Annotated in this window: 22 protein-coding genes; 14 read left to right on the forward strand and 8 right to left on the reverse strand. The window is 72.9% G+C overall.

Features of this window, described 5'->3' with window-relative positions; genetic code table 11:
• Nucleotides 1-54: 54 nt before the first annotated feature.
• A complete protein-coding gene (locus LN652_RS12570) occupies nucleotides 55-477 on the forward strand; it encodes a CHRD domain-containing protein (RefSeq protein ID WP_230440974.1) in 423 nt (140 codons plus the stop codon).
• Between the two features lie 4 nt (nucleotides 478-481).
• Here LN652_RS12570 and LN652_RS12575 read toward each other — a convergent pair whose 3' ends face one another.
• Both LN652_RS12575 and LN652_RS12580 read right to left on the reverse strand, forming a co-directional pair.
• On the reverse strand, nucleotides 482-1906 hold the full coding sequence (locus LN652_RS12575; RefSeq protein WP_230440975.1) for a calcium-binding protein: 1425 nt from the start codon (nucleotides 1904-1906) through the stop codon (nucleotides 482-484).
• A 59-nt stretch (nucleotides 1907-1965) separates the two neighbouring features.
• Nucleotides 1966-3156 (reverse strand): RimK family alpha-L-glutamate ligase, encoded by a 1191-nt coding sequence (locus tag LN652_RS12580; protein ID WP_230440976.1) that lies wholly within the window; start codon nucleotides 3154-3156, stop codon nucleotides 1966-1968.
• Between the two features lie 61 nt (nucleotides 3157-3217).
• Here LN652_RS12580 and LN652_RS12585 point away from each other — a divergent pair, with 61 nt between their 5' ends.
• The 6 genes from LN652_RS12585 (at nucleotide 3218) to LN652_RS12610 (ending at nucleotide 9244) form a co-directional block, all read left to right on the forward strand.
• Nucleotides 3218-3733, forward strand: a complete 516-nt coding sequence (locus LN652_RS12585; protein WP_230440977.1) for an ATP-dependent zinc protease family protein — start codon at nucleotides 3218-3220, stop codon at nucleotides 3731-3733.
• Nucleotides 3734-4007: 274 nt separating this feature from the next.
• Nucleotides 4008-4940: a phosphodiester glycosidase family protein gene (locus tag LN652_RS12590; protein WP_230440978.1), complete on the forward strand. Its 933-nt coding sequence runs from the start codon at nucleotides 4008-4010 to the stop codon at nucleotides 4938-4940.
• Nucleotides 4941-4944: 4 nt separating this feature from the next.
• A complete protein-coding gene (locus LN652_RS12595) occupies nucleotides 4945-6054 on the forward strand; it encodes a glycosyltransferase (RefSeq protein WP_230440979.1) in 1110 nt (369 codons plus the stop codon).
• A gap of 55 nt (nucleotides 6055-6109) precedes the next feature.
• Entirely contained in the window at nucleotides 6110-7639 is a 1530-nt protein-coding gene (locus tag LN652_RS12600; protein WP_230440980.1) for a carbohydrate-binding domain-containing protein, read from the forward strand.
• Nucleotides 7640-7684: 45 nt separating this feature from the next.
• On the forward strand, nucleotides 7685-8185 hold the full coding sequence (locus tag LN652_RS12605; protein ID WP_230440981.1) for a hypothetical protein: 501 nt from the start codon (nucleotides 7685-7687) through the stop codon (nucleotides 8183-8185).
• Nucleotides 8186-8296: 111 nt separating this feature from the next.
• Nucleotides 8297-9244, forward strand: a complete 948-nt coding sequence (locus LN652_RS12610) for a succinylglutamate desuccinylase/aspartoacylase family protein (protein WP_230440982.1) — start codon at nucleotides 8297-8299, stop codon at nucleotides 9242-9244.
• A gap of 3 nt (nucleotides 9245-9247) precedes the next feature.
• On the opposite strand, the gene LN652_RS12615 is transcribed toward LN652_RS12610, so the two are convergent.
• Nucleotides 9248-10270 (reverse strand): LacI family DNA-binding transcriptional regulator, encoded by a 1023-nt coding sequence (locus tag LN652_RS12615; protein WP_230440983.1) that lies wholly within the window; start codon nucleotides 10268-10270, stop codon nucleotides 9248-9250.
• 187 nt (nucleotides 10271-10457) lie between these two features.
• Here LN652_RS12615 and LN652_RS12620 point away from each other — a divergent pair, with 187 nt between their 5' ends.
• The 6 genes from LN652_RS12620 to LN652_RS12645 all read left to right on the forward strand — a co-directional run bounded on the left by LN652_RS12620 (nucleotide 10458) and on the right by LN652_RS12645 (nucleotide 16245).
• Nucleotides 10458-11540, forward strand: a complete 1083-nt coding sequence (locus LN652_RS12620; protein ID WP_230440984.1) for a substrate-binding domain-containing protein — start codon at nucleotides 10458-10460, stop codon at nucleotides 11538-11540.
• A gap of 80 nt (nucleotides 11541-11620) precedes the next feature.
• Complete coding sequence (locus LN652_RS12625) at nucleotides 11621-12682, forward strand: ABC transporter permease (RefSeq protein ID WP_230440985.1); 1062 nt, start codon at nucleotides 11621-11623, stop codon at nucleotides 12680-12682.
• Entirely contained in the window at nucleotides 12679-13491 is an 813-nt protein-coding gene (locus LN652_RS12630) for an ATP-binding cassette domain-containing protein (RefSeq protein ID WP_230440986.1), read from the forward strand. The genes LN652_RS12625 and LN652_RS12630 overlap by 4 nt, the downstream gene beginning before the upstream one ends.
• 60 nt (nucleotides 13492-13551) lie before the next feature.
• Nucleotides 13552-14748: a cysteine desulfurase-like protein gene (locus LN652_RS12635; protein ID WP_230440987.1), complete on the forward strand. Its 1197-nt coding sequence runs from the start codon at nucleotides 13552-13554 to the stop codon at nucleotides 14746-14748.
• Between the two features lie 125 nt (nucleotides 14749-14873).
• Nucleotides 14874-15218, forward strand: coding sequence for a PadR family transcriptional regulator (locus LN652_RS12640; protein ID WP_230440988.1), 345 nt, complete (start codon nucleotides 14874-14876; stop codon nucleotides 15216-15218).
• Nucleotides 15211-16245, forward strand: coding sequence for a hypothetical protein (locus tag LN652_RS12645; RefSeq protein ID WP_230440989.1), 1035 nt, complete (start codon nucleotides 15211-15213; stop codon nucleotides 16243-16245). The genes LN652_RS12640 and LN652_RS12645 overlap by 8 nt, the downstream gene beginning before the upstream one ends.
• Here LN652_RS12645 and LN652_RS12650 read toward each other — a convergent pair.
• Nucleotides 16230-16469, reverse strand: a complete 240-nt coding sequence (locus tag LN652_RS12650) for a hypothetical protein (protein WP_230440990.1) — start codon at nucleotides 16467-16469, stop codon at nucleotides 16230-16232. The two genes, LN652_RS12645 and LN652_RS12650, sit on opposite strands and share 16 nt — an antisense overlap.
• Nucleotides 16470-16648: 179 nt before the next feature.
• Nucleotides 16649-17386 (reverse strand): SPFH domain-containing protein, encoded by a 738-nt coding sequence (locus tag LN652_RS12655; RefSeq protein ID WP_230440991.1) that lies wholly within the window; start codon nucleotides 17384-17386, stop codon nucleotides 16649-16651.
• Nucleotides 17387-17733: 347 nt separating this feature from the next.
• On the opposite strand from LN652_RS12655, the gene LN652_RS12660 reads away from it, so the two are divergent.
• Nucleotides 17734-18774, forward strand: a complete 1041-nt coding sequence (locus LN652_RS12660; RefSeq protein ID WP_230440992.1) for a DNA polymerase IV — start codon at nucleotides 17734-17736, stop codon at nucleotides 18772-18774.
• A 147-nt stretch (nucleotides 18775-18921) separates the two neighbouring features.
• Here the strand turns inward: LN652_RS12660 and LN652_RS12665 are convergent, their stop codons facing one another.
• The 3 genes from LN652_RS12665 to LN652_RS12675 all read right to left on the reverse strand — a co-directional run bounded on the left by LN652_RS12665 (nucleotide 18922) and on the right by LN652_RS12675 (nucleotide 23795).
• A complete protein-coding gene (locus LN652_RS12665; protein ID WP_230440993.1) occupies nucleotides 18922-20400 on the reverse strand; it encodes a peptide MFS transporter in 1479 nt (492 codons plus the stop codon).
• Between the two features lie 63 nt (nucleotides 20401-20463).
• On the reverse strand, nucleotides 20464-23016 hold the full coding sequence (locus tag LN652_RS12670) for an ABC transporter permease (protein ID WP_230440994.1): 2553 nt from the start codon (nucleotides 23014-23016) through the stop codon (nucleotides 20464-20466).
• A complete protein-coding gene (locus LN652_RS12675; protein ID WP_230440995.1) occupies nucleotides 23016-23795 on the reverse strand; it encodes an ABC transporter ATP-binding protein in 780 nt (259 codons plus the stop codon). The genes LN652_RS12670 and LN652_RS12675 overlap by 1 nt, the downstream gene beginning before the upstream one ends.
• Nucleotides 23796-23806: the final 11 nt, after the last annotated feature.

Below are 23806 nucleotides of genomic sequence, written 5' to 3' on the forward strand. Positions count from 1 at the left end.
CGGGCGTCCTCGGCGCCCCTTCCCAACCTCGCCGCGGCGGAGCACCATCGGAGGATGCCCACCCCCCACCGCACGGCGGCAGCCCTCGCCGCAGCCCTGATCACGCTCTGCCTCGCCCCGGCGGCAACGGCGAGCGCGCCCGAGGACGGCCCGACCGTCCTGACCACCCGCCTGAAGGCGAGCGGTGACACCGACGGATCGGGCAACGCCCGCGTCACGCTGCGCCCGAAGGCCCGCAAGGTCTGCGCGACCATCAGCTGGAACAACATCGGCGACCCGACGGCCGCCCACATCCACCGCGCGTCCGACGGGTTCGTCCTGGTCGACCTGACCGGCGCGGTGACCGGCGGCGCTCGCTGCACCGCGGCGTCGAAGAAGGTCATCAAGCGCATCGCGGCACACCCGGGTCGCTACTACGTCAACGTGCACAACGCGACGTACCCCGCCGGGGCCGTGCAGGGCACCCTGCACGGCTGAGGAGTCAGCGTTCGCAGCTGCGGGTGACCTCGGCGGAGCACCGGTCCCCACCGGTGCCACCGCGGGCCACGTCGCGGCCCGGTCCGCCGATGAGGGTATCGCTGCGCTTGAGCCCGACCAGCCGGTCGCGACCGGGGCCTCCGACCAAGGTGTCGTTGCGGGTGCCGCCCGTGAGGACGTCACGGCCGGCGCCACCGCGCAGGACCGCGTCCGCGTGCGCGTCGGGAGCGACGGTGACGGCGTCGTCACCGCCGCGCGCCGAGACCCGGATGCGTGGCGCCTTGACCGTGATCGTGTCGTCGCCGGACGTGCCGGTCACGGACGCCCACTTCCTCGCGAGCACGAAGGTCCGGCCCTCCCAGCCCGGCACGAGGGCGCGGTGCGCGACGAGGTCGCCGGACGACGTACGCGCCTTGCAGTCCACGGTCGCGCCGATCCGGTAGTCGATGCGGGAGCACACGGGGAGGTAGAGCTCGTCGGTGCCGGTGCCGCCGTCCACGCGCCCGACGACGGGCTCGCCGTTGGAGCTGAACATGTCGTCGCCACCTGCCATGGCGACGTCCACCGGGACGGTGTCGAGGAGGCCGACGGGGACGGTCGTGCGGACGTCGAGGAAGTCCCTCGCCGCCGACCCCACGTAGGTCACGGGCGAGTCGACGACGACGGAGAACCCGCTCACGTTGGTCCACCGCAGGAACACACCGGCGTCCGCCGACGCCTGCCGCGCGACGTTGTCGATGGTCACCCGGGACTGCGCCCAGCCGGGTCGGTGGAGCGAGATGCCGTCGCCGAGCTCGCCGGGAGCGCCGCCGTTGGTGAGCGCGGTGCCGGTCCCGCCGACGTGGATCGTGTCGCCGCCGGGGCCCGAGTCGACGACGTCGTCGTTGACGACGGACGGGTCGGGGGAGCCGGTGGCGATCGTGTCGGCGCCGTCGCCGGTGCTGATCCGGTCGACGTCGGCGTCGGCCCCGAGCCGGGCCGGGTAGACCTCCTGGTCGCCCGCCCACACGTGCTCCGGGCGGCTCGAGCCGAGGAACGTGTCCGCGCCCGCCCCGAGCGCGACCCGGAGGTAGCTGGTGTTGCGCTCCTCCTCGACCACGACGCTGTCGTCGCCCGCGCCTGTCGAGACGGAGAACGTCGAGTCCACGCGCGGGTCAGGGATCCGGCCGTCGCCCGCCACGATGCAGAGCAGGTCGTCGCCCGCCCCGGTGCGGATGTAGCCGGTCCCGCCGAAGCCGTCGGCCGTCGTCACGACGACGTCGTCACCGTCGGTCCCGTCGGTGTTGCGGCCGTTGGTCGGCCCGACGATCGTCGCCGCCCTGCCCTGGCAGGTCGGTTCGTCGGCCGACGCGGTGCCGGCGACGGCGACCAGCGCGCTGCCGGCGAGCAGAGCGGCGAGCGGGACGGACAGGACGGGGAGGCGGTTCACGAGGGCTCCTGGGGTTCGGGACGGCGCCGGTGGGACGCGCCCACCCCGGGAAAAGTTGCTCAGCTGCTCTCCGGCGGCAGGTGCTTCTTCATCAGCCTGCGGACCCGCTTCTGCTTGCGGTCGGGGATCATCGAGCGCATCTCCTCGAGCTTGCCGAAGCAGAGCAGTCGGTCCTCGCCCTCGAGCACGGTCTTGTTGCGCGGGTTGGGGATCACCTGCGGGCCGCGGTGGAGGGTGAGGACGGTGATGTCGCGATCGTCGAGTCCGGACTCGCCGAGCTTCTTGCCGACCATGTCGGAGCCGGTGTGCACGACGATCTCGGCGACGCCGTAGCCGGTCGAGACGGTGAGCCGCTGGCGGACGTCGATGTCGGGGAAGGCGACCTGGTTGGCCATGTAGTCGACGATCGCGCCGGCGACGTCGAGCTTGGTGGCGGCCTCGATGCCCTCCAGGCCGGGCGAGGAGTTCACCTCCATCACCTGCGGGCCGTTGCGGCCCTCGAGCATGTCGACACCGGCGACGCGCAGTCCCATGATCTGCGCCGACCGGACCGCGACGCGCTCGAACTCCTCGTCGAGCTCGACGGACTCGACGCTGCCGCCGCGGTGCACGTTGGAGCGGAACTCGTCGCCCTGCGCGACGCGGCGCATCGCCGCGACCACGCGGTCACCGACGACGAGGGCGCGGATGTCGCGGCCCTTGCTCTCCTTCACGAAGCGCTGGATCAGCACGTTCTGCCGGGTGCTCTGCAGCGTCTCGATGATCGCCTCGGCGACCTTGATGGTCGGGGCGAGGATGACGCCGATGCCCTGGGTGCCCTCGAGCAGCTTGATCACGACCGGCGCGCCGCCGACCCGCTCGATGGCCGGGATCACGTCGGCGCGGTCGCGCACGAACGTCGTCGCCGGCATCGGGATCTTGTGGCGCGACAGGATCTGCGTGGCGCGCAGCTTGTCGCGGCTGTTGGCGATGCCATAGCTCGTGTTGGGCGTGTAGACGTCCATCTGCTCGAACTGCCGCACGACGGCGGTGCCGAAGTAGGTGATCGAGTTGCCGATCCTCGGGAGCACCGCGTCGTACGTCGAGAGCTGCTTGCCGCGGAAGAGCAGGTCGGGCTCGTCCCCCGAGAGGTCGATGCCGAAGCGCAGCGTGTTGAGCACCTTCACGTCGTGGCCCCGGTCGATCGCCGCGGTGCGCAGGCGCTGCGTGCTGTAGGACCGGGGCGCCCGGGAGAGGATGGCGAGCTTCATGGTGGGCCATACAACCACCTCGACCCCGGGCCCGACCCCACCCTCCTGACAGGATGGACAGGTGCCCACGCCCCAGCCGCCCGAGCCCCCGGACGACGCCGCCGCGCAGGAGATCGCGCCGAAGGTGGTCGTCGGCTGGCGCGAGTGGGTGGCGCTGCCGCAGGCCGGCGTGGAGTGGATGAAGGCCAAGGTCGACACCGGCGCCCGCTCGTCCTCGATCCACGCCTTCGACCTCGAGGCCTTTGAGCGCGACGGCCAGGAGTGGGTGCGGTTCTCGATCCACCCGTGGCAGAAGTCCGACGACGACCACGTCGAGCTCAGCCTCGCGGTCCTCGACCGGCGCGAGGTCCGCTCCAGCAACGGCCAGGTCGAGCAGCGCTACGCCGTCGCCCTCGACGTCACCCTCGCCGGGCGCACCGTCACCACCGTCATGACGCTCAGCAACCGCGACGAGATGGGCTTCCGGATGCTGATCGGGCGCGAGGCGCTCGAGCGCGGCTTCCTCGTCGACGCGTCGCTCTCCTACGCCGGCGGCCGGCCGAAGCGGGCCGTACGCCGCCGCAACTGGGGTCGCTGAGCCAGCCTGCCGCCGAGGGTGGCGGCAGACGACACCCGACCACCCGCCACCGATGTCGTACGCCGCCACGGTCGGCGGACGGAGGCGACAGGGAGCGGCCCGGAAGAACTGCGGCCGCACGACCGTCCGGGAGCCCTGCGAGTCGTCGTCCGGCCGCAGTTCTCCGGCGCGTACCGGGTGACGACCCGACCCACACCTGATCCCGAGGCACACCACAGCGCGCGGACAGCGAGGCCGCCGATCGTCGAGGACGACCCCGACGACTGGAGCCCCCATGCCGACCAGGCCCTCCCGCCGCGCCGTCCTCCTCGGCGGCCTCACCACCCTGACCCTGACCACCGGCGGCGGCGCGTGGGCGCTCGACCGCTACGTCGTCGACCACGTGGAGGTCGCGGACGCGTCGGCCTACGAGGCCAGCCAGGGCAGCGACGGCGCCGTGCTCGACACCTCCGACGCCGTCGTGACCGACGACAGCTGGAGCGCCGACGGCACGACGATCACCGTGAAGAAGGTGACGACCGGAAGCGGCGACGCGACCGTGACCTACTTCGTCGCCGACCTCGTGCTCAGCGACGCGACCGTGCTGCGGTCTGCGTTCGCCCAGGACTCCTTCGGCACCAACATCGTCGACGAGACCTCCGACATCGCCGCGCAGAACGGCGCGATCCTCGCGATCAACGGCGACTACTACGGCTTCCGCGAGACCGGCATCGTCGTGCGCAACGGCGTGGCCTGGCGCGACGCCGGAGCCCGTGAGGGGCTGGCGTTCTACCGCGACGGCCACGTCGAGCTCTACGACGAGACCGCGACCAGCGCCGACGCGCTCGTCGACGCGGGCGTCTGGAACACGCTGTCCTTCGGCCCCGCCCTCGTCGCCGACGGCGAGGTGCTGGACGGCATCGACGACGTCGAGGTCGACACCAACTTCGGCAACCACTCGATCCAGGGCGACCAGCCGCGCACCGCGATCGGCGTCATCGCCGACAACCACCTGCTGCTCGTCGTGGTCGACGGCCGTTCCGCCGGCTACAGCGCCGGCGCGACGATGACCGAGCTCGCCACGCTGATGAAGGGCCTCGGCGCGGTCACCGCCTACAACATCGACGGCGGCGGCTCCTCGACGATGTTCTTCGACGGCGAGGTCGTCAACCGCCCGAGCAACGGCGGCGAGCGCGGCACCTCCGACATCCTCTACGTCAAGGGCTGACGAGGTGGCCCCCACCGTCCTGGTCCCGGCCTACCGGCCCGGACCGGCGCTCCTGCAGACCCTCGCCGACCTCCGCGCGGCCCGCCCCGACTGGCACCTGCTCGTCGTCGACGACGGGTCGGGAGAGGCGTACGCCGACCGCTTCGCGCTGGCGCTCGCCGCGGGCGCCGAGGTGCTGGCCCTCCCGGTCAACCGCGGCAAGGGCGCGGCCCTCAAGGCCGGCTTCGCCCACGTCGCCGCCACTCGACCGGGCTCGCCCGTGGTGTGCGCGGACGCCGACGGCCAGCACGCCCTCGACGACGTCGTCGCGGTGGGCGAGCGGCTGCTCGCCGACCCCGCCGCACGCCGGATCGTGCTCGGCAGCCGCACCCTCGACGGTCGGGTCCCGCTGCGCAGCCGGATCGGCAACACGGTCACCCGCTGGCTGTTCGCCGCCGCCACCCGTACGCGCCTCACCGACACCCAGACCGGGCTGCGCGGCCTCCCGGCGGGCGTCCTGGCCTGGGCGTGCGCGGTGCCGGGCGAGCGCTACGAGTACGAGCTGCAGGTCCTGCTGCGCGCCGCCCGCGCCGGGATCGCGCTCGAGGAGGTCCCGATCGCGACGATCTACCTCGACGACAACGCCTCGTCGCACTTCCGGCCGGTCGTCGACTCGCTGCGGGTCTACCTCCCCCTGCTCGCATTCCTCTGCTCGTCGCTCGCCGCCTTCGTGATCGACACCGCCGCCCTGCTGGCGCTCCAGGCGCTGACCGGCGACCTGCTGGTGTCGGTCGTCGGCGCCCGCCTCACCAGCGCGGGGATCAACTTCGCGGTCAACCGCAGCCTGGTCTTCGACGGCGGACGGGGCGTCCGCACCCGCACCGCGGCCTGGCGCTACGCCGCGCTCGCCAGCGTCCTGCTCGGCGCCAACTACCTCCTGCTCAGCACCCTGCACGCCGCCGGCCTGGCGCTGCTCCCGGCCAAGCTCGTGACCGAGGTGGCGCTGGTCTCGTCGAGCTTCGCGGCGCAGCGGGCGTTCGTCTTCGCGCCCCGACGCGGGCTCACAGGAGACGGACAGGACGACCCCACGTCCGCGACAGGCGCGGCCCGCACGATCGAGGCACCGGGTCGCTGAGCCGGCCCCACCCCCCGACCTGACCCCGTCCCGACCCGACCGAAAGGCCGCTCCCATGCGCCACCTCCCGTCCCGCTGGCCCCGACTCCGCCACGCCGTCGCCGGCGTCGCCGCCACCGTCCTGCTCGCCGGCTGCGGCGCCTCCGTCGCCAGCGACACGACCTCCACCACGTCGTCCGGGTCGAGCGCCACGACCAGCGCGGTCGCGAGCAGCGACGGCACCGCCGTCGACGAGGTGCTCGCCGACGACCTCGCCGTCGAGACCGGGGACACGTCCTACGACGAGGCGTCCGCGACGACAGTCACCCTCGACGGCACGTCGGCCACCTCCGACTCCGACGCCGTCACCTCGGCCGACGGCACGGTGACGATCTCGGCCGCCGGCACCTACGTCCTGACCGGCGACCTCACCGGCCAGGTGGTGGTCGACAGCGCCGGCGACGGCGTCGTGCGCCTCGTGCTCGACGACGCGACCATCACGTCCGAGACCTCCGCCGCGATCGCGGTCACCGACGCCGAGTCGGTCGTCGTGGTGCTCGCCGACGGCAGCGACAACGCCCTCACCGACGCGACGACGTACGCCGACACGTCGGAGGACGCGCCGACCGGCGCGCTGTGGTCGAGCGCCGACCTCACCATCGGCGGCACCGGCTCGCTCACCGTCACGGGCAGCAGCAACAACGGCATCGTCGGCAAGGACGGCCTGGTCATCACCGGCGGCACCATCGACGTCACCTCCGTCGACGACGGGATCATCGGCAAGGACTACCTCGTCCTCGCCGACGGCACCGTCACCGTCGACGCGGTGGGCGACGCCTTCAAGTCCGACAACACCGAGGACGCCGGCGCCGGCTTCGTGCTGATCGAGGGCGGCGCGCTCACCGTCGCCTCGCAGGACGACGGCATCAAGGGCGTCCAGGTGCTCGTCGCCGGCGGCACCGTGCTGGTCTCGGGCTCCAACGAGGCGATGGAGGGATCCCTGGTCGTCGTCGACGACGGCGAGATCGAGCTGCACTCCGCCGACGACGGCGTCAACGTCAGCTCGTCCGACGACAGTGCCGCCACCGACGGGCAGGCCGGGATGGGCGGCGGGGAGATGGCGGCCGACAGCTCGCTGCACCTCTACGTCAACGGCGGCACCCTCGAGATGTGGGCCAGCGGCGACGGCCTCGACTCCAACGGCGACGCGACGATCACCGGCGGCGACGTCACCGTCTACGGCCCGACCTCCGACGGCAACGGCGCGCTCGACGTCAACGGCACCCTCGACGTCTCCGGCGGCACCCTCGTCGCGACCGGCAGCGCCGGCATGGTGGTCGCCCCCTCGACCGACTCCGCGCAGGCCTGGATCGCCGCGACGCTCGGCACCACCGCCGCCGGCACCGAGGTCGTCGTCACCGACGCCGACGGCGCGGAGGTCGCGTCGTGGACGCCGGAGAAGGACTACGCCTCCGTCGTCTGGTCCTCGGCCGACCTCGAGCAGGGCGCGACCTACACCGTCACCGTCGGCGGCACGTCCACGACCGTCACCGCCGGAGAGGCCCCCGCGGGCACCGGCGGCCCGGGAGGCCCGATGGGCGGCTGACCCCTCCCCTCACCCACCCCGACCCCACCCACGAGAGGCACCACCATGAGCAGCAGCACCCCGCACCCCGACGCCACGCCGGCCACCCCGGCGTACGCCCCCGACCAGCCCGCCCTCGACGCCGACGTCACCCCGGCCCGCTCGCGCTCCTGGCGCGTGGCGAAGGGCCGCCGCCTCGTCGCGGCCGGGGCGGTCGTCGCCGGGCTCGCGGTCGGCGGCGCCGGCTTCGGAGCCGGCTACGCCGCGGGCCACGACGGCACCACCGGCACGACCACGTCCACCACCGACCAGACCGGGCTCACCGGCCAGCAGGGCTTCCCCGGCGGCCACGGCGGACCGATGGGGGACATGGACGGCGACGGCGACGGGCCCGGCCAGATGGGAGGGCAGATGGGAGGGCAGATGGGCGCCCCGCCCGGCAGCACCGGCACCGACCAGGGCGGCACCACCGGCCAGGCGCCCGACTTCGACGGCGACGGCCAGCCCGACACCGACAGCGGGTCGACCGACGACGGCTCGGCCTCCGGCTCCAGCCAGAACAGCTGACCCCCCGACCGCCCGCCCCGGCGCCTCCCCATCCCCCGGGAGGCGTCGGGGCGGGCCCCGTGCCCACTACCCTGAGGTCGTGAGCACCCCGACCGCCCGGAGCACCCGCTAGTGGCGCGGGAGTCGTTCGCGATCGGCGGCGTCCGGATCCGGTCCGGCTCGGCGCGAGCCCTCGAGCTGCCGATCACCCGGCTGGTGACCGGCGCCGACGTGACGCTCCCCGTGCGGGTGGTGCACGGCCGCGAGGACGGACCGGCGGTGTGGATCGACGCCGCCATCCACGGCGACGAGGTCGCCGGCGTCGAGGTGGTGCGCCAGGTGATGGCCGGCCTCGACCCCAAGACGTTCCGCGGCACGCTCGTCGCGGTGCCGATCGTCAACGTGCTCGGCTTCATGACCGGCGACCGCTACCTCCCCGACCGCCGCGACCTCAACCGCTCGTTCCCCGGGTCGGCGCGCGGGTCGCTGGCCAGCCGGATCGCGCACCTGTTCATGCGCGAGATCGTGTCGGGCTGCGAGGTCGGCATCGACCTGCACACCGGCTCCGACCGGCGCAGCAACCTCCCGCAGGTGCGCGCCGACCTCGACGACCCCGGCACCCGCGACCTCGCCGCCGCCTTCGGCGCCCCGGTGATGCTCCACGCCAAGATCCGCGACGGCTCGCTGCGGCACGCCGCGCGCGAGCAGGGCGCCAAGGTCCTGCTCTACGAGGCCGGCGAGCCGCTGCGCTTCGACGCCTACGCCGTCGACGCCGGCGTGCTGGGCGTACGTCGGGTGCTGGCCGCGCTCGGGATGACCGAGCCGGTCGACGAGCCGTCGGTCGAGCCGAGCCTGGAGTGCCGCTCCAGCGGCTGGGTCCGGGCCCGCCGCACCGGCATCCTGCACCTCGACGTCCAGCTCGGGCAGAAGGTCAGCGACGGCGAGCGGCTCGGCACCCTCTTCGACTCCTTCGGCAAGACCCTGCGCGCGGTCTACGCCAACCGCGACGGCATCGTGATCGGCCGGACCGAGGCGCCGCTCGTCAACTCCGGCGACGCCGTGGTGCACATCGCCAGCTGAGCCTCACGCCGGGTGGGGGCCCCTGATCTCACCGGACCCGCGTGCGACGAGCGTGGTGGCCAGCACCACCTCGCGTGGCGGCCCCTGCTCGCCGTCGAGGCGGGACTGGAGCAGGTCGATCGCGGTCTCGCCCTGCTCGCGGACCGCCTGCCGGACGCAGGTCACGCCGGGTTCGAGGAGGTCGGCGGTGAAGAAGTCGTCGAAGCCGACCAGGGCGACGTCGCGGGACAGGCCGAGCGCGCGCAGGGCGCGGACCACGCCGACCGTGATCGTGTTGCGACCGGTGAAGATCGCCGTGGGCGGCTCGGGCAGCGCGAGGACGGCACGGGCGGCCTCCTCCGCGTCGACGTCGTTGCGGATGCCGAGCCGGTCGAGGTGCGGGTCGGGCTCCAGCCCGAGCTCCGCGAGCGCCGACCGGTAGCCCGCGCGCCGGTCGAGGGCGGTGCTGATGTGGCTGTCGTCGCCCAGGAAGGCGATCCGCCGGTGCCCGAAGCCGGCGAGGTGGCGCACCGCGTCGGCCGCGCCGGTGCGGTTGTCGACGCTGACCGAGTCCAGCGCGATGCCCCGCGGCGCCCGGTCGACGACCACCACGGACAGCCCGGCCATGATCTCGGGCAGCAGGTAGCGCTGGTCCTCGGTGGCCGGCATCAGGATCAGCCCGTCGATGCGGCGCGCCACGAGGCGGGCGACGAGCTCGCGCTCGCGCTCGGGCTCCTCGTCGAGGCTCGCCGACATCACCACCACCCCACGCTGGCGGGCCACCGCCTCCACCGCCCCGAGCAGCTGGCCGCAGTAGTCGTTGCTGAGGTCCTGGACCAGCATGCCGATCGACGCCGTGCGTCGACCCCGTCGCAGGTTGCTGGCGGTGAGGTTGTGCCGGTAGCCGAGGCGCTCGACCGCCTCCTGGACCCGCGCGACCAGCGGTTCGGACACCCCGGTCTCGCCGTTGACCACGCGCGACACGGTCTTCAGCGACACCCCGGCGAGCGTCGCGACGTGCTGCATGGTGGCGCGTCCCTCATTCACGCGCAGATCCTCCACCACCGCGTGCCATCGCGCAGCCTCACCTCGTCCACGGACTAGACAACGATGTCAAAGGGTACGTGTGACCCTTGACACACCTGTGTCGGGGCGCTCACTCTGGCGGATGACAACGTTGTCAGCTGCACGCCAACGCCGCGCGGTGACGCCTGTCGTCCGAAAGGGAAAGACCTTGACCAACCGTCTGCGCCGCCCGCTCGCGGTGGCCTCCATCACGACGCTCCTCGCCCTCGGGCTCGCCGCGTGCGGCGACGACTCCGGGGACGCCGGTTCCGAGGGCGGCGAGGACACCATCGCCGTCACCCTGATCACCAAGAACACCTCCAACCCCTTCTTCGTCGCCATGGCCGACGGCGCGAAGAAGGCCGGCGAGGCCGAGGGCGTCGACATCACGACCGCCGCCGGCAAGGAGGACGGCGACACCGCCGGCCAGATCGCCGCGATCGAGGAGGCCGTCAACCGCGGTGACGACGGGATCCTGATCACCCCCAGCGGCCCCGACGTCAACCCGGCGCTCGACAAGGCCCGCGAGGCGGGGCTCTACGTCATCGCGCTCGACACGCCGCCCGACCCGCCGGAGACCGCGGACATCACGTTCGCCACCGACAACGTCGAGGCCGGCCGGCTGATCGGCCAGTGGACCGCCGCGCAGCTCGACGGCGAGAAGGCCACCATCGCGCTGCTCGACCTGTTCAACGACCAGGTCGTGTCGGTCGACTACAACCGTGACCAGGGCTTCCTCGAGGGCATGGGCATCGACGTCGCGGACGAGCAGGTCAACGGCGACGAGGAGCCGACCGGCTCCTACTCGGGCGGCGACTACGAGATCGTCTGCAACGAGCCGACCAACGGCGCCGAGGACGGCGGCCGCACGGCGATGGAGACCTGCCTCAACAAGAACCCCGACATCAACGTCGTCTACACGATCAACGAGCCCGCCGCCGTGGGCGCGCACGCCGCGCTGGAGCAGGCCGGCGGCGCCGAGGGCGTCCTCATCGTCTCGGTCGACGGCGGTTGCGACGGCGTGCAGCAGGTGGCCGACGGCATCATCGGTGCGACCTCCCAGCAGTACCCGCTCGTGATGGCCGAGAAGGGCGTCGAGGCCATCGCCGCGATCGCGCGCGGCGGGGAGGCTCCGGCCCCCTCCGAGGGCCTGGACTTCTTCAACACCGGCGTGAAGCTGGTGACGGACTCGCCCGCCGACGGCGTCGAGAGCATCGACACCACCGAGGGCGCCGACCTCTGCTGGGGCTGACACCCCCGCAGGTCGAACGACCCGGCGGGGACCGGATCCAGACCGGTCCCCGTCGGGCCACCCCACACCAGGAGGACATCGTGAGCACCACCACCCCGCCCGAAGCCGCGGCGGTCGACGACGACAGCACGCCGGCCACGGCGGCGGACGTCTTCGCCGCGCGCGGCCGCACGCCGCTCCAACGCATCCAGCACGTCCTGCACGGCCACCCGGCGCTGAGCCCGCTGCTGGTGCTCGCGATGGCGTCGGTGGTGTTCGCCTCCCTCAACTCGCGCTTCGCCGAGGCGGGCTCGATCTCGCTCGTGCTGCAGCAGGCGGCGATCATCGCCGCCCTCGCGATCGGGCAGACGCTCATCGTGCTCACCGCCGGGATCGACCTCTCCGTGGGCGCGGTGATGGTGCTGGCGATGATGGTCTCGGCCACCCTCCACGCCGAGTCCGGGCTGCCGGCGCCCGTGGCGATCCTGCTCGGCATCGCGATCGGCACCGCGTGCGGCGCCCTCAACGGCCTGCTGGTCACGCGCCTCAAGCTGCCACCGTTCATCGCGACCCTCGGCACGCTGTCGGTCTTCACCGCCCTGACGCTGCTCTACACCAAGGGCCAGAGCATCCAGGCCTCCGACATGGACGACCTGATGCTCTGGACCGGCAACGTCATCCGCTTCGGCGACTTCACCATCACCTACGGCGTCGTCATCGTGGTCGTGCTCTACCTCGCCTTCCACTTCGCGCTGACCCAGACCCGGTGGGGCACCCACGTGTACGCCGTGGGCGACGACCCGGAGGCCGCGCGGCTCGCCGGCATCAGCGTCGACCGGGTGCTGCTCAGCGTCTACGCGGTGGCCGGCCTCGTGTTCGGCCTCACCGCCTGGCTGATGATCGGCCGCGCCAGCGCCGCCGGCACCAACGCCGTGCCCCAGGCCAACCTGGAGTCGATCACCGCCGTCGTGATCGGCGGGACCAGCCTCTTCGGCGGCCGCGGCACCCTCGCCGGGACCGCCGTCGGAGCCCTCATCGTCTACGCCTTCAACAGCGGCCTGTCCCTCGCCGGGGTGGACCAGAACTACCGGATCCTGGCCATCGGCGTGCTCGTCATCGTGGCCGTGTCCATCGACCAGTGGATCAGGAAGGTGCGCGCATGAACGCCCCCACGAGCCCCACGACCCAGAGGACCGCGGTGCTCTCCGCGCGCGGCCTGGTCAAGACCTTCGGCCGGGTGGTGGGCCTCGACGGTGTCGACGTCGACCTCTACCCGGGCGAGGTGCTCGCGATCGTCGGCGACAACGGCGCCGGCAAGTCGACGCTCATCAAGTGCCTCACCGGCGCGGTCGAGCCCGACGCGGGCGAGATCCGCCTCGACGGGAGCCCGATCAGCTTCAAGCGACCGCAGGACGCGCGCGACGCCGGCATCGAGACCGTCTACCAGACCCTCGCCGTCGCGCCCGCGCTCGACATCGCGACCAACATGTTCCTCGGCCGCGAGCGGCGTCGGCCCGGCCCGCTGGGATCGGTGCTCCGCATGCTCGACTACAAGGGCATGCGCGAGGACGCCCGCTCGTCGCTGTCGGCGCTCGGCATCGGCACGATCCAGAACATGTCGCAGGCCGTCGAGACCCTCAGCGGCGGCCAGCGGCAGGCCGTGGCCGTGGCCCGCGCGGCCGCGTTCGCGGACAAGCTCATCGTCCTCGACGAGCCGACCGCCGCGCTCGGGGTCAAGGAGGGCAACCAGGTCCTCAAGATGATCAAGCAGGTCCGCGACAGCGGCAAGCCGGTCATCCTGATCTCCCACAACATGCCCCACGTCTTCGAGGTCGCCGACCGCATCCACATCCAGCGGCTCGGAGGGTGCGCCGGCGTGGTGACGCCGCAGACGCACTCGATGAACGACGTCGTCGCGATCATGACCGGCGCCACGACGCTCGAGCAGACGCCGGGCGTGACGACGGCGTGACCACGGCCTGACGGGAGCCCGGTCGGGGCGCGCCGGCCGGGCGTCTGGTTGGCTCGTGCCATGTCGTTCGACGTCGCGTCCTTCCGCTCCGGCTTCCCCTCCCTGGCCTCCGGCATCGCCCACTTCGACAACCCCGGCGGCACCCAGACGCCCGCCGTCGTCGGCGAGGCGATCGCCCGCACACTGACCGGTCCGCTGTCGCAGCGCGGCTCGCTCCTGGTCAGCCAGCGCAACGCCGAGGACGCGGTGGCGGGCTTCCGCTCGGCGATCGCCGACCTGGTGGGCGGCGTCCCCGGCGGCGTGGTGCACGGGCGCAGCGCGACGGCGCTGACGTACGACGTCTCGCGGGCGCTGGCGAAGACCTGGGAGCCGGGTGACGAGGTGGTCGTCTGCGAGCTCGACCACGACTCCAACGTCCGGCCGTGGATCCAGGCCGCCGAGCGCGCGGGCGTGACCGTGCGCTGGCTGCGCCTCGACCCGGCGACCGGCGAGCTCGACCTGTCGTCGCTCGACGCGATCACCGACCGGACCCGGCTGGTCGCGCTCACCGCGGCCTCCAACCTGCTCGGCACCCGCCCGCCGGTCGCCACGGTCGCGGCCCGCGCCCACGAGGTCGGTGCGCTGGTCCACGTCGACGCGGTCCACCACACCGCCCACGCTGCGCCCGACCTGGCCGCGATGGGCGCGGACCTGCTGGTCTGCTCCCCCTACAAGTTCTTCGGCCCGCACTGCGGCGCGCTGGTCGCCGATCCGTCGCTGCTGGAGACGCTGCGGCCCGACAAGCTCGTGCCGTCGTCCGACGCGGTGCCCGAGCGCTTCGAGCTCGGGACGCTGCCCTACGAGCTGCTCGCCGGCGTCACCGCGGCCGTCGACCTGATCGCCTCCCTCGGGACCGGCTCCTCGCGCCGGGAGCGGCTGGTCTCGGCCGCCGCAGCGATCGCCGACCACGAGCTGCGGCTGCGGCAGCGGATCGAGGACGGCCTGGCCGACCTGGCCGACCACCTCACGCTCCACTCGCGCGCCGCCGACCGGACCTCGACGCTGTTCCTCACCCTGCGCGACCGCGACCCGAAGGACGCCCACGCCTTCCTCGCCGAGCGCGACGTGATGGTGCCGCCCGGCACGTTCTACGCCGTGGAGACCTTCCGCGCCCTCGACCTCCCCGTCGACTCCGGCCTGCGGATCGGGCTCGCGGCCTACAACGACGACGCCGAGGTCGACCGGCTGCTGGACGGGCTCGGGGCGTTCCTCGGCTGAGGCCCGCGCGACCATCGCCGGGGTCGAGCGGACCACTGTCCGCTCGACGCCCGCCATATCGGGCGACAAGCGACCACGACGGTCGACCAGTCGTCCGTATCTAGGTATGTGCTGTACTTAGTCCCATGACCGACGCCCTCTGGCCCGCACCGTGGGTGCGGGCCGCGCTCGACGTGGCGGTCCTGGCCACCCTCGACGGCGGCCCGCTGCACGGGTACGCCGTCGCGCAGGCGCTCGCGGAGCGCGGGTTCGGGCTGCTCAAGGGCGGCTCGCTCTACCCCGTGCTCAGCCGGCTCGAGGAGGGCGGCGACGTCGAGGCGACGTGGGTCGAGGGGCACGGCGGCCCGGGGCGCAAGGCGTACGAGCTGACCGCGCAGGGCCGCGAACGGCTGGCACACGACCTGGCTGCCTGGCGGCAGCTCGGGGACACGATGACGACGATGAGCACGGGGGCGACGAGACATGGCTGAGCAGACGACACCGCTGGCGGCGCTGCACGAGGAGTTCGACCGGGCGCGTGGTGACGAGAGCGACGGCGCGTGGGCATTCGCCGTCTCGTGGCGGCTGCTGCGCCGCGACGTCGAGCCGCACCAGGTCTGCGAGGGGCTCGAGGAGGCGCTCGCGCTGGTGCGGGAGACGCAGGAGTCGCCCGAGGAGCTCTTCGGCACGCCGGAGGAGCACTCCGACGCGCTCTACGACCGGTGGGTCGACGAGGGCCGGCTGCACCTGTGGGACGCGTCGAGCATGACGTGGCGCGAGGTCCCCGCGTGGGGGCTCGGCATCGCGTCCTTCGTGTCGCTCGCCTTCATGGTGGTCCTCCTCGCCGACGGGCGCACCAGCCTGACCTGGACGGCGGGCTACGTCCTGCTGCCGGTCGGGATCGGCGTGCTCAAGGCCGTCGTGTGGGCGACGTCGGACACGCTGCTGCGCGCCCGGGGCACGGCCGTCGCCGTCGCCGGCACGCTCGCGTCGATCGTGGTCGGTGCGTCCACGCTCGCCCTTGCCAACGAGTGGGCGAAGGCCCACCCGCTCGGCACGGCCAGCACCTGGTCGTACCTCTGGCTCGCCGCCGCCTGCGCGCTCCTCGCAGCAGCGGCGGGCCGGTGGGCCGACGCGCGTCCCACGCCCGCTCCCGCCATCGCCGACGTCGACGAGTGGTCGCGCCAGGTCGGCGCCATCCTGCGCGGTCGCTACCACCTCGCCGACGCGCGGGTGGCGAAGATCATCGGTGACGCGCACGCGATCGCCGCCGACGCCGGCCGCACCGTGCAGGAGGAGTGCGGCACGCCCGAGGATTTCGCCGCCGGCTTCGTGCCGGACCACGCCCGCCAGCGCCGGATCGAGGCCTCGCTCTGGGCGGTCATGGCCGTCGGGCAGGGCGTGTGGCTGCTCGGAGACTTCGACTGGTTCCGTGCCACCGCCGCGACGGCGTGCCTCGTCTTCGCGTGGCGACTGCTGCACCGCGACGACAAGGAGGACGGTCAGTCCGGACGGTAGGCACCCCGCGCCTGCTGGGCGACCTCCTCGCCGGAGGTCCCCTCCTCGGCCTGCGAGTCGACGTCGGAGGTGTCGACCGTGTCGCCGACCGAGGCGTTGCCGCCGGGCTGGGCGTCGAGGGCCCGCTGCCGGTCGGCGTCGCTGACCCGCTCGCCGGCCGCCGGGAAGGCCGACTCCTCGGGGTGCTCGGCGTACGCGTCCTGCTCGGGCTGGTCGCTGGTCATGCGATCGACGCTACGCCGCACGACCGGCGCCCGACCCGCCCGCAGGGGTAGACGCGCAGGCATTCCTCCGACCGGTCGAGGGCGCCGAGCGTGGCGGACCGGGCGCACGGACACCAATGCCTGCGCGTCTCCGACTGGTGGCGGACCGCACGACAGCAGTCCGCCACCCCGACCCGGGTTCAGTCCTCGCGCGAGGGCGTACGCCCCGGCGCCACCACCTCGACCCGCGAGCCGGGCGGCAGCGCCTGCACCAGCCGCAGCTGCGCCAGCGCCGGGTGGTCGTCGAGCAGCTTGGCGCCGTTGGCGAGCGACCGGAGGGCCGCGGTCTCGGCGCGCGCCGCCTCGAGCTGCGCCTGCGCCCGGTGCCGGCCGACGACGAGCTCGGCGTGGGCCGCGCGCAGGTCGGCGGGCAGCACGACGTCCTTCACGACGACGTCGAGCAGCCGGATGCCGACCCCGGCGGCGACCTCGGCCACCGCCTCCCGCGCGCCGGGCGCCAGCCCCGTGCGGGGCGAGCGGACGAGCGCCTCGGCCTCGAGCCCGGACAGCGCGTCGCGCAGGGCGCGCTGCACCGCGACGTAGACGGTGTGCACCGGGTCGTGCACCCGCTCGGTGTGGGCGACCGCGTCGGCGACGGCCCAGGTCCACACGGCGGAGACCTTGACCGTGACGCCGTCGGCCGTCAGCACCTCCTGCGCGGGCACGACGTCGATGCGCTCGCGCAGGTCGACGACCTGGTAGGTCGCACGGGTCCGGCGCACGTGCCGGCCGGCCGGCAGGACGCGGGTCGGCTCGCCGTCGCGGCGCTCGAGCGCGACCTGCCACGGCTGGACCGCGAAGGTGGGGCGCAGGCCGTGGCGCAGCGAGCGGCTGGTGACGAGCCGGTCGGGGCGGGAGACGTAGGTGGTCATGGTCATGGCGATCCTCCTTCGGGTCGCTGGGGTGGGTGTGTGGGGTGGTGGTCGGCGACCGCACCGGCGTGCGGGGACACGGACCGTCGTGCGGACCGGTCCGGCCTCAGGGCATGCAGGTGCGACCCGTCACCGGCCACCACCCGTGAGGTGTGAGAGTCGAACTCACAGGAGTGAACAGCTCCGATGCCGTTGCCGTGGAGGGCGTGTGGCGGGGTACGACGCGCGGAACCGGGCCCCGGAACTCCGGGCCCTGCCGCTGATCCCGCCGCGGACAACGGTAGGCGCTGCGCGGTCCCGGCCGCACCCGGTTTTCCGGCCGGCCTGTCGGAGGGCTCCCCCACAATGGGCGGATGGGCCGCTGGGTGCTGCACGTCGACATGGACCAGTTCCTGGTCGCGGTCGAGCTGCTGCGCCGGCCCGAGCTGGTCGGCCTTCCGGTCGTGGTCGGCGGGCGCGGCGACCCGACCGAGCGCGCGGTGGTGTCGACGGCGTCCTACGAGGCTCGCGCCCACGGCGTACGCTCCGGCCTCGCGCTCAAGCTCGCCCAGCGGCGCTGCCCCGACGCGGTGTTCCTGCCGGTCGACTTCCCGGTCTACGAGGAGGCGTCGGCGCGGGTGATGGAGACGCTGCGGGCGATGCCGGGAGCGGTCGTCGAGGTCCTCGGCTGGGACGAGGCGTTCGTCGGGGTCGAGACCGACGACCCGCTCGCCGCGGCCCACGCGATCCAGGCGGCCGTGCTCGAGGCGACGTCGCTGCACTGCTCGGTCGGCATCGGCGACACCCTCGTGCGCGCCAAGATCGCCACCGACTTCGGCAAGCCCCAGGGCACCTTCCGGCTCACCCGCGACAACTGGACGGAGGTCATGGGCGCGCGGCCGACCACGGCGCTGTGGGGCGTCGGCAACCGGATCGGTGCCCGGCTCGAGGCGATCGGGATCCGTACGGTCGCCGACCTCGCCGCGGCCGACGAGGACGCGCTGGTCGCCGCCTTCGGTCCGGCCAGCGGCGGCCACCTCGGCAGGCTCGGCCGCGGCGGCGGTCGGGCGTGGCCCGACGACACCCCGTGGGTCGCCCGCGCGCACGGCCGGGAGACGACCTACCAGGCCGACCTGCTCACCGCCGAGGCGGTCCGCGCCGCGCTGGCCGAGCTCGCGACCCGGGTCGTCGACGACGTACGCCGCGAGGACCGCGCGGTGCAGCGGGTCCACCTCAAGGTCCGCTTCGCCCCGTTCATCACCTTCACGAAGGTCCGCAAGCTGACGGAGCCGACCTTCGACGTCGAGGTGATCACGCAGACCGCCTTCGACCTCTTCCTCGCCCTCGACGACCAGCGTCCGGTCCGGCTTCTCGGGGTGCGCGGCGAGATGGTCCCGCCCGAGGGCGGCTACTGAGCCCGACCGTGGAGCGCAGGGCCGCTAGGTCGGGCCGCAGGCTCCACCGTCGGCGTGTCGGACGGCGACACGCCGACACCGGCTGGAGGGCCAGCCAGCTCGGGCCCCGAGGCTCCTCACTAGCCGAGCAGCGAGCCCGCGAGCACGTCAGTCGACGCCCGCCATCAGCTTGTGGATCGGCTTCGACGCGAGCATCACGACCACGCCGGTGACGACCGAGGCGAGACCCACCCAGATGAAGAACGGGCTCTCGTTGGTGTCGTCGTAGTAGCCCGCCAGCACGCCGGCGAGGGCGGTGCCGAGCGCGATCGAGAGGAAGTAGAGCGCGACCATCTGGGTGCGGTACTTCTTCGGCGCGAGCTTGGTGGTGGCGCTCAGGCCGACCGGCGAGATCAGCAGCTCGGCGAGGGTGAAGACCAGCAGGATGCCGGCGAGGCCGAGCAGCGGCGCGGTGTTCTCCCCGCCCGGCATGGGCAGGAAGCAGAAGAACGCGACGCCCATCAGCGCGGTGCCGGCGCCGAACTTGAACGGCGTGACCGGCTGGCGGTCGCCCAGCTTGGTCCAGAGCGCGGCGAAGACGCCGGCCAGCACGATGATGAAGACCGGGTTGATCGACTGCACCCACGACACCGGCATCTCCCAGCCGAACAGGTCCCGGTCGAGGCGCTTGTCGGCGTAGATCGTCACGACGGTGAACTGCTGCTGGTAGAGCGACCAGAACACGACGTTGCAGACGAAGAGCGGCACGAACGCGAAGATCCGGCTGCGCTCCACGCCCTGCACCTCGCGGTCGCGGAGGATCAGGGCGAAGTAGGCCACGGCCGCCACCGCGCTGATGCCGATGACGATGTTGGCGAGGCGGTCGGCGGTGATGACGCCGACCCAGGTGAGCACGCCGACGACCACCAGCACGACCGCGGCCGCGATGCCGTAGGTCGCGAGCTTGCCCTGGGGCAGCGGGTTCGCGACGTGGTTGGTCTCGGCCGGCAGGTTCTTGCGGAACAGCGCGTACTGGGTCAGGCCGAGCGCCATGCCGACCGCCGCGGCGCCGAAGCCCCAGTGGAAGCCGGCCTCCTTCTGCAGCAGGCCGGTCAGCAGCGGGCCGATCAGCGCGCCGATGTTGATGCCCATGTAGAACAGCGAGAAGCCGGCGTCGCGGCGGGTGTCGTGCTCGTCGTAGAGCGAGCCGACCAGCGAGGTCGCGTTGGCCTTCACGCCGCCGGAGCCGAGGGCGATCAGGACCAGGCCGACGCCGACGCCGGTCAGGCCGGGCAGCAGGGCGAGGGCGACGTGTCCGGCCATCACGGCGATCGCGGAGTAGAACAGCGTCCGTTCCGGGCCGATCAGCCGGTCGGCCAGCCAGGCCCCGAGGATCGTGGAGAGGTAGACCGCACCGCCGTAGGCGCCGACGATGCCGGTGGCGACGCCCTCGTCGATGCCGAGGCCGCCCTGGGCCGCGGAGTAGTACAGGTAGATCAGCAGGATGCCCTGCATGCCGTAGAAGCTGAACCGCTCCCACAGCTCCACGCCGAACAGGTTCGCCAGCACACCGGGCTGGCCGAAGAAGCGGGTGTCGGAGTCGCTGCGCCGGGCCGGCGCCTGCGTCGTGTCTGGTGTCTGGCTCACCTCGTCACGGTGCCACCGACCCCCGGGCGTGTCACCACCCGGGGGTCTGGGGCGTGACCCGGCTCACTCGCTGGCGATGGCGTCCAGCACCTTCATCCGCGACGCGCGGACGGCGGGGACGATCGCCGCGAGCACGCCGAAGATCACGGCCACGACGAGGAACACCAGCAGGCTGCTGATCGGCAGCGAGAGCTCGGTCAGGTCGTCCTTCAACGACTCGCGCAGCACCACGCCGATGACCAGGCCGAGCACCATCCCGAGCACGGCGCCGAGCAGCGCGATGGTGACCGACTCGAGGGTGATCATCCGCCGCAGCCGGCTCCGCGACAGCCCGACCGCGCGCAGCAGGCCGATCTCGCGGGTCCGCTCGAGGACGCTCAGGCCGAGGGTGTTGACGATGCCGATCACCGCGATCACGACGGCGAGGGCGAGCAGGCCGTAGATGACGTAGAGCAGCTGGTTGACCTGCCCGCTGATCAGCTCCTTGAACTCCTGCTTGTCCTGCACCGAGAGGATCGGCAGGTCCTTGACCACGTCGTCGAGGTCCTGCTTGACCGCTCCCAGGTCGGCGCCGTCGGTGACGTTGATGGACAGCGAGGAGTCGCTGCGCTTCACGCCGGCCTCCTCCAGCACCGAGAACGGCACCGTGATGCCGCTCGTGACCGGGGTGTCCTCGAAGACGCCGGCGACCTCGAGCGGGATGGTCTTCCCGCCGGGGAACTCCACGTCGATCGTGTCGCCCGCGCTCGCGGCCAGGTCGTCGGCGCGGCCCTGGCTCAGCAGCACCTGGTCGCCGCTGAGCTCCTCGGTGCCGTCGAGCATCGTGAGCGTGTAGACGTCGGTGAACGCCGCGTCGACGCCGTTGGCGAAGGCCTGGTCGGGCTTGCCGTCGACCTCGACGCTCACCGGGATGCCCTGCTGGCGCGAGACGACGTCGACGCCGTCGACCTGCTCCATCTGGTCGCCGTACTGCGTCGGGAAGCCCTGGAACGTCGGCAGCTGGACGAGGAAGTCGCTGGTGAACTGGTCGTCGACGATCTTGTCCTGGGTGGCGCTGAGCGACGAGGCGAGGACGCCGACCGCGGAGACGACGGCGAGGCCGATCATCAGCGCGGAGGCGGTCGCGCCCGTACGCCGCGGGTTGCGCAGCGCGTTCTCGCCGGCCAGCCGCCCGGGCGTGCCGAACAGCCGGCCGAACACGCCGCGGCAGGCGAGCAGCACCGGCTTGCCGAGGACCGGGGCGAGGACGGCGGTGGTGACCACCCAGATCACCGCGCCGGCGCCGATCCAGATCGCGTCGGTGCCGGGAGCGCCGACGAGGCCGGCCGCGACCAGCGCGATGCCGACCACCATCGCGATCGTGCCCAGGACCAGGCGCCGACCCATGCCCTTCTCCTGCACGACCAGGTCGTCGCGCATCGCGGCCACGGGCGGCACCTTCGCCGCGCGGCGTGCCGGCACGAAGGCGGCGACCATCGTGACGAGGATGCCGACGACGTAGCCCGCCGCGACCGTGAACGGGGTGAGCGTCAGCACGTCGCCGGAGATGTCGAGGCCGAAGGAGCGGAACAGCCCGGCCAGACCGCGCGACAGGCCGAGGCCGAGCAGCAGCCCGAGGGTCGCGCCGACGACGGACATGAGGAACGCCTCGACCAGCACCCCCCGGGTGACCTGGCGCTTGCTGGCGCCGAGTGCGCGCAGCAGCGCCGACTCGCGCACCCGCTGGGAGACGAGGATCGAGAAGGTGTTGAAGATGATGAACGCGCCCACGACGATCGCGATCACCGCGAAGGTGGTGAGGAAGATCGAGATGACGTCGAGGAACTGACCGATCTGGTCCTGGGTCTCCTCGACCACCTTGTCGCCCGTGACGGCCGTGAAGCCCTCCGGGGTGACGGCCTTCGCCGCGTCGACGAGCTCGGTCTGGGAGACGCCGTCGGCGGCGGTTAGCGAGACGCTGGTGAAGCCGTCCTGGCCGTCGAGGAAGATCTCCTGCGCCTCCTTCGTGTCCATCAGGACGAGGGTGGCGCCGGCGGTGCCGCCGCCGTTGAAGTCGGCCGTGCCGACGAGGGTGAAGGTGCGCCGGGGCTCGCCGGTGGGCACGATCATCGTCACGGTGTCGCCCACCTCGTACGACCCGCGCTCGGCCGACGAGGTGTCGATCGTGACCTCGCCCGGCTTCTCGGGCCACCCGCCCTGGTTGAGCTCGAGGACCGGCTCGCCCTGCATGTTCTCGCCCGGCGCGTAGTTGAAGGCCAGCGTCGGGGCGCCCTGGCCGCCGACGAGCTTGTCGTCCTTGCCGAGCAGGAACGACCCCAGCCCGTCGACCGAGCCGTCGGCCTGCGCCACCTCGGGCAGCGCGGCCAGCTTGTCGACGTCGGCGGGCGTGACCAGCGCGGTGGTGCCGACGCCGGCGTTGGCTCCCTGCACGTCGCCGGCGGGGCGGACCTGCGCGTCCGGGGTGGAGCCCTTGACGATGTTGTCGAAGGTGGCGTTGAGGCCGGTGCTGAAGGTCATCACGCCGGCGAGGAAGCCGATGCCGAGCACGATCGCGAGCGTGCTCATCAGGAGGCGGACCTTGCGGGCGAGCAGGTTGCGCCAGGTCAGGCGGAGCATCAGCCGGCCGCCTTGCGGATCGCGACGTCCTGCAGGCGGGCCATCTTCTCGAGGATCTGGTCGCGGTCGGGCTGGCGCAGCTCGTCGACGATCTTGCCGTCGGCGAGGAAGAGCACCCGGTCGGTGTAGGACGCCGCGACCGGGTCGTGGGTCACCATCACGACGGTCTGGGCGAACTCGTCGACGCTGCGGCGCAGGAACCCGAGCACCTGGGCGCTGCTGGTGGAGTCGAGGTTGCCGGTGGGCTCGTCGGCGAAGACGATCGACGGCTTGCTGACCAGCGCGCGGGCGCAGGCGACGCGCTGCTGCTGGCCGCCGGACATCTCGCTCGGCCGGTGGCCCAGGCGCGGGCGCAGGTCGACGGCGTCGACGACCTGGTCGAACCACGCGCGGTCGGGCTTGCGCCCGGCCAGGCTCAGCGGCAGCAGGATGTTCTCCTCCGCGCTGAGCGTCGGCACCAGGTTGAACGACTGGAAGACGAAGCCGATCCGCTCGCGACGCAGCGTCGTCAGGTCCTTGTCCTTGAGCCGGCCCAGCGCGGTGCCGTCGACGACGGCCTCGCCGCCGCTCGGGGTGTCGAGCGCCGCGAGGCAGTGCATCAGCGTCGACTTGCCGGACCCCGAGGGGCCCATCACGGCGGTGAACTCGCCGCGCATCAGGTCGACGGACACGCCGTCCAGCGCGCGTACCTCCGCCTCGCCCTTGCCGTAGGTCTTCACCAGGTCTCGTGCGCTTGCGGCGACGTCGGTCGCCACGCCCTCCCGGGGCTGCTCAGTCATGGGGGAAGTGT

Source organism: Nocardioides okcheonensis, assembly GCF_020991065.1.
Lineage (GTDB): Bacteria > Actinomycetota > Actinomycetes > Propionibacteriales > Nocardioidaceae > Nocardioides > Nocardioides okcheonensis.